Source organism: Nocardia farcinica (genome assembly GCF_029867845.1).
Taxonomy (GTDB): Bacteria; Actinomycetota; Actinomycetes; order Mycobacteriales; family Mycobacteriaceae; genus Nocardia; species Nocardia farcinica_A.
Genome location: NZ_JARWRU010000416.1, coordinates 1 through 5,706, shown reverse-complemented (window position 1 = coordinate 5,706; position 5,706 = coordinate 1). Strand labels below are relative to the sequence as shown.

5 protein-coding genes and 1 pseudogene are annotated in these 5,706 nt (G+C 74.3%); all 6 read right to left on the bottom strand.

The genetic code is table 11. The features are described from left to right. Positions 1-795: MSMEG_0565 family glycosyltransferase (locus tag QH283_RS08910; RefSeq protein ID WP_280502543.1), on the bottom strand; the 795-nt coding region annotated here is incomplete at its 3' end. Further along, positions 792-1,679: a carbon-nitrogen hydrolase family protein gene (locus QH283_RS08905; RefSeq protein ID WP_280502542.1), complete on the bottom strand. Its 888-nt coding sequence runs from the start codon at positions 1,677-1,679 to the stop codon at positions 792-794. The genes QH283_RS08905 and QH283_RS08910, both read right to left, overlap by 4 nt. A 31-nt stretch (positions 1,680-1,710) precedes the next feature. Next, positions 1,711-2,904 (bottom strand): MSMEG_0569 family flavin-dependent oxidoreductase, encoded by a 1,194-nt coding sequence (locus QH283_RS08900; protein ID WP_432420683.1) that lies wholly within the window; start codon positions 2,902-2,904, stop codon positions 1,711-1,713. Between the two features lie 146 nt (positions 2,905-3,050). Beyond that, the gene (locus tag QH283_RS08895) at positions 3,051-3,956 is read right to left on the bottom strand and encodes a carbon-nitrogen hydrolase family protein (RefSeq protein WP_280502541.1); all 906 of its coding nucleotides are present in this window, start codon (positions 3,954-3,956) and stop codon (positions 3,051-3,053) included. Further along, the gene (locus QH283_RS08890; protein WP_280502540.1) at positions 3,953-5,413 is read right to left on the bottom strand and encodes an MSMEG_0567/sll0787 family protein; all 1,461 of its coding nucleotides are present in this window, start codon (positions 5,411-5,413) and stop codon (positions 3,953-3,955) included. The genes QH283_RS08895 and QH283_RS08890 overlap by 4 nt, the downstream gene beginning before the upstream one ends. 16 nt (positions 5,414-5,429) lie before the next feature. Continuing rightward, positions 5,430-5,706: pseudogene (locus QH283_RS08885) on the bottom strand (MSMEG_0568 family radical SAM protein); the annotation flags it as partial.

Sequence of the window (5,706 nt, the reverse complement as noted above, 5' to 3'; positions counted from 1 at the left end):
GGCGGGCAGTTCGTCGTGGTCGACGGTGCCGAGGACGCGGGGCTCGATGCCGAGCGCGCGGGCGCGGTCGTCGAAGGCGGTCCGGTAGTCGCGGTAGTCGAAGAGGGTCTCCCCGCCCGCGATCACCAGCGCGAGGCCGGGGTGCTCGCGGGCGAGCACGGCGTAGGCGTCGAGCAGGTCGATGCTGCCCTTGCGCGGTTCGATGCCGCCGACGGCGAGCACGTACCGGCCGAGTTCGCACTGCCATCGCGCCCGGGCGGCGACCGCGGCTGGATCGTCGCCCGCGGCGGCGGTGAAGCGTTCGTGGTCGACGCCGTTGGGGATGACGGTGGGCCGCAGCCCCCAGCCCGCCTCGACCTCCTCGGCCACGGTGCGGGAGACACAGATACGGGCGTAGGGCTCGACGACGGCGCGTTCGTGGCAGGCGGCCAGTTCCGGGGTGGTGAAGGTGTCGAGATGGTGGATGGTGCGCACGCAGCGGCCGACGGCGTTGGCGCTGATGCAGTCCTGGGCGTGCACGACGTCGTAGGCCCGTGGCTCGAAGGCGGCCCGGAGCACCTCGACCGAGCGCAGGATGCGGGCGCCGACGTGCTCGCCCTCGACCTCGGGGAAGGGCACCACACGCACCAGGACGGCGGGGTCGACCGGACGGAAGAAGCCGGTGTCGCCGCCGCGGCCGAGCGTCCACACGGTGACCGAGGCTCCGGCGCGGGCCAGCGCCTCGGCGAGGGCCAGGGTGTGCACGACGCCGCCGCGCGGCTTGGTCGAGTAGGTGAGCAGGGCGATGCGCGTCATCGGAGATCCCCTTCCCGTTCCCGGCCGGCGGACAGCCGGTTCCCCGGTTCGGCCAACAGGTTTCGATAGGCGTCCACGCGGCGTTCGGCCACGTGCCGCAGCACCCGGCGGGCGCGCTCCACCTCGGCGCCGATGTCGAGGTCGACCTGGGCCAGCCCGCCCTTGGACCAGGTACGCGCCAGGATCTCCCCGCCGGGGCCGACCACCTTGGCCTGGCCGAGGAAGCGCAGGTTACCGGTGGTCCCGGTCTGATTCGACGAGGCGAGCACCACCTGGTTCTCGGCGGCGCGGGCCTGGTCGTAGAGGTCGAACAGCCGGGACTGGCGGTCGTTGGGCAGACGGGAGGCGCGGTCGGTGATACTGGCGGGCCATGCCGAGAGCGTGGCGATGAGCTGGGCGCCGTCGAGGGCGAGGGTGCGCGCGGACTCGGGGAAGGTCTTGTCGTAGTCGATGAGCATGCCCATCCGGCCGACCGGGGTGTCGAAGGCTTCGAACCGGTCGCCCGCGGCGTAGGCGAGGTGCTCGCCCGCGGGCTGGTGGACCTTGCGGTGGCGGCCGAGCACGCCGTCGCCGGACAGGCAGACCGCGGAGTTGTAGCGCCGGTCGCCGTCGCGCTCGGCGTAGCCGACGCACAGCGTCATCGGGCCCGCCATCCGGCACAGCAGCCGGATCTCCTGGCCGTCGGGGTCGATGGCCTCCGGCCCGGCGGCCGGATCGGGATTGCGCAGGTCGCCGATGTAGCCGCCGAGCGTGGCGTCGGGCAGGACGAGCAGGTCGACGCCCTGTTCGCCGAGGCGTTCCACGATTCCGGCGAGCTTGTCCAGCGCCCGGCCGATGTCGGCGCCGAAATGCCCGGCCATGGCCGCGATCCTGGTGGTCGGCATCCGCGCCTCCTCCGTGCCTCCGCCGCCGCGCTCAGGCCGCGGCGCTCGCCCGGACGGCGGGCACGATCTGCTCGGCGAGGAACTCGGCGTCGCGGGCGACGGCGGCGAAGCGGCCCGAACCCCAGGTGTGCAGCCACGGCAGGCCGAGGAAGTACAGGCCGGGAGTGCCGGTGACGCCGCGGTTGTGGCAGGGATGGCCCGCGCCGTCGAAGACGCCGACCCGCAGCCAGCGGTAGTCGGTGCGGTAGCCGACCGACCACACCACCGAGGTCACGCCGTGCGCGTCCAGATCCAGCGTGGCGGGCTCGTGGCCGGGTCGCCACACCGGCACGTAGCGCGGCTCCCGCGGGGCGTCGATGCCCGCGCGGGCGATATAGGCGTCGATGCTGTCCTTGATGCTCTCGGCCACCGCGTCGGCGGCGTCCAGCGAGGCCGCCAGGGTGGGGGCGAAGGCGGCAACGCCGTCGGCGGAGATGTCGGTCATGCGGCCGTAGAGCGCCATGCCCTCCAGGGCGAACTGGCGCAGGTCGATGTCACGGCCGCCGTCGCGGCCGGTGACGTAGTGGTTGGTGTTCTCGCGCTTGCCCGATCCGCCCGGCTGGTCCTGGATGGGGATGTCGTAGTGGCCCATGTCGTGCAGCCAGGCCACGCAGTCGCGGCCGCGGTAGAAGCGGGCGACGCGCGGGGCGTTGCCGACGGCCAGGTGCACGGTGCGCCCGGCCAGGTGCAGGTCCTCGGCGATCTGGGCGCCGGACTGGCCGGTGCCGACCACCAGCACCGCGCCTTCGGGCAGGGCGTCGGCGTTACGGTAGTGCGCGGAATGCAGCTGAGTGATGTGGGCGGGCAGTCGTTCGGCGAAGCGGGGCACGATCGGCTCGTGGTAGCCGCCCGCGGCCACCACCACCTGCCCGGCGTGCCAGCGGCCGGCGCTGGTGACCACGTCGAAGCCGCCGTCGGGGGCCAGGGTGATCGACCGCACGCTCACGTGCTCGCGGACCGGCGGTTCGAAGGTGTCGGCGTAGCCGCGCACCCAGCGGTAGACCTCCTCGCGGGTCATGAACCCGTCCGGGTCGGGGCCGTCGTAGCGGTAGCCGGGCAGCGCGCACTGCCAGTTCGGGGTGACGAGGGTGAAGTTGTCCCAGCGGCTGTCGAGCCATTCGTGCGCGATGGTGTCGCGTTCGAGCACGACGTGGTCGACGCCCCGGTCGGTCAGGTGCCTGCTCATCGACAGGCCGGCCTGGCCCGCGCCGACGATCACCACATCGCGGTGTTCGATGCCGGCGGCGGTGAGGTCGTCTGTGGTCGCCGTAAGGTCATCTGTGGTCACAGCGTGCTCTCCTGGACGGTGGTCGGGGCGGTCCGCGGCACGGCTCAGCCCGCCAGCGCGGGGGCGTCCGGCCTGCCGACGACGCCGTGGGTCTCGACCACGCTGCGGTAGACCTCCGGCCTGCGGTCGCCGAGGTTGTACATGCCCCCGCCGCGGGCGAGGCCGAGCTCGCGGGCGATGTCGACGGTGGCGGTCGCCAGGCCGGGTTCGACCCCGGTCTCGGCCCGGATCTCCCCGCCGGGGCCGACGATCTTGGCGCTGCACACGAAACGCAACGACCCGAACCGCCCTGACTGGTTGGAGGCCACCCAGATCAGCTGGTTCTCCAGCGCCCGCGCCCGGTCGTAGATGTCGAAGCGCTGCTTCCAGCGGTCGTCCTCCAGCCGTTCGGCGGCCTGGGTGCGGGCGGTGGGCCAGGCCGACAGCGAGGCGATGATCTCGGCGCCGTCGAGCGCCAGGCTGCGAGCCGCCTCGGGGAAGGCCTTGTCGTAGCAGATCTGCATGCCCATCCGGCCGATCGGGGTGTCGAACGCCTGGTACTCCGAACCGGCCTGGTAGCAGAGGTTTTCACCGAGCGGCTGGTGCACCTTGCGGTAGGAGCCGAGGACGCCGTCGCCGTTGAGGGTGACCGCGGCGTTGTAGCGGGTGTCGCCGTCGGCCTCGCAGAAGCCGAGGGTGACGATCAGCTCGCCCGCCATGGCGGCCACCCGCCGCAGCTCGGGGCCGTCGAGCGCCAGTGCGGGCGGCAGGTTCCGCAGCCTGCGCTGTCTGGCCTCCTCGCTCTCCGCGGCGCCGCCGAGGCTGGGCAGATAGCCGCCGAGGCAGGCCTCGGGCAGGACCAGCAGGTCGCTGCCGCGCGCGCGGGCCTGCTCGATCAGGGCGCCGATGGTGCGATAGCACTGCTCCATGTCGCGGCCGAATTCGGCGGCGGCGACCGAGATGGTGGTCATGATTCTCCCAATCCGGTGACGGTGCCGTGCACCGCCGTGGTTGTCGTCCCGTCCGGCCAGCGCAGCCGTACCCCCGGCTCGGCGGTGAGGACCCCGCAGGTCGCGGACTCGGCGGGCCCGGCGGGGGCCACCGCCGTGCCGGGGCGGTCGGCGGTGAGCACGGCGAAACCCGGGAAGCAGGTGAGCCATTCGGCCACCGAGGCCCCCGCCGGACGCGGAACGCGGGCGATGTCGATGTCCGCGCCGACACCGGCCGCCTCCGCGAGCATCCCGGTGGTGCCCGCCAGCCCCGCCATGGAGACGTCTTTGGCCGCCGCCGGCGCGGTCCGCGCGACGAAGCGGCCCAGTTCGCGCAGCTCCTTCCCGGTGCGCCAGGAAGTCGAATCCCATTGCCGCCCGGTGTATCCGGGTCGCCAGCCGCCGCCGAGATCGGCGGTGAGCCGCAGCTCGTCGCCGACCACGCCACCGCCACCGCGCACCGGCCGGTCGGTGCGGCCGAGCGCGGTGACCGACAACGCGGCGGGCACGCCGAGCTGGGTGGGCCCGCCGAGCACCGGCACCCGCCAGGCCTCGGCGGCGCGGGCCAGGCCGCGCAGCACCCTGGTGAGAACGGAATGGTTCGGGGCGCCGACCGCGTCCAGCAGTCCGACCGGGTCCGCCCCCATCGCGGACAGGTCGTTGACGTTGACCAGCACCGAGCACCAGCCCGCCCACTCCGGGTCCCGCTCGACCATCGACGGCAGGATGGCGTCGCAGGCGGCGATCAGATCGCTGCCCGGCACCGGAGCGCCGTCGTCGCCGCGGAATCCCTGCCCGCCCAAACCCATCGGCTGTGCGCGCAGGGGCGCCAGCGCCTGGGCGAGCATCGCTTTCGCGCCGAGGGCCTGGCGTTCGATCCGATCGATCGGCCACCGCATCCACACGTGCGGCACGCCCGCCACCGGCCGCTCCCCCAGCCGGACCCAGCCCAGGCGGGTGAACATCGGCTCGTGGCGCGCCTGCACGGTGGCCTCGAACCGCAGCACCTGGTTGTCCTCCGCCAGGGCGCAGGCGGCCCGGACCAGGGCGGGCCCGAGGCCCTTGGCGCGCGTGCGCGGATCGACCACCAGCCTGCTGCCGGTCCACCAGCCGAGGTCGGGGGTGGTCGCGGGGGCGAGCCGGACGCCGCCGAGCACCGTGCCGTCCGGCGCGAGCGCCACCAGCACCAGGCATCGAGGGTCGTCGTCGATGTCGTCGGCGTCGCTGCCCGCGAACAGGCCCTGCTCCCGGACGAAGCTCTCCCGGCGCAGCGCGCGATAGGCCGCGAGGTGCCCGCCCGCGGCGGAGCGGATGAGGAAGCCGGCGTCCTCGTGCCGCTGTGTCCCGGCCAGCACGCACCGGGCAGGCGACTCCTCGGCCGATGATCCGGTGTAACCGGACCAGCCCGTGCCCGACCCGCTCATGCTCCGCCCGCTCATGCTCCGCCCGCTCATGTCAGCCTCCCGCCGCCTGCAGCACTCCACAGGCCCCGCAGGCCGCGCACCCGGCTTTCTGGTCGGCGCCGAGCATGCGCGCCCGGCGCAGCGCCTTCGCCACCCGCTCGGTGACATCGGCGAGCAGCGCGGGCGAGGGCGCGCTCGCGGCGGCGGCGGGGGCGGCCCGGGGTGCGGCCCCCCGCCGGCACGGCGCGCCGCAGGGGGGCACCCCCCAGGGGATGAGGTGGGCCGCGCCGGGGGCCAGGTGGTGCGGGGGCGCGCCGCGGGCGGCGCGC

Excerpts from the sequence above, each read along its gene's own strand:
- QH283_RS08895 (WP_280502541.1), bottom strand. The coding sequence starts at position 3,956 with ATGACCACCATCTCGGTCGCCGCCGCCGAATTCGGCCGCGACATGGAG.
- QH283_RS08900 (WP_432420683.1), bottom strand. The coding sequence starts at position 2,904 with ATGAGCAGGCACCTGACCGACCGGGGCGTCGACCACGTCGTGCTCGAA.
- QH283_RS08905 (WP_280502542.1), bottom strand. The coding sequence starts at position 1,679 with ATGCCGACCACCAGGATCGCGGCCATGGCCGGGCATTTCGGCGCCGAC.
- QH283_RS08890 (WP_280502540.1), bottom strand. The coding sequence starts at position 5,413 with ATGAGCGGGCGGAGCATGAGCGGGTCGGGCACGGGCTGGTCCGGTTAC.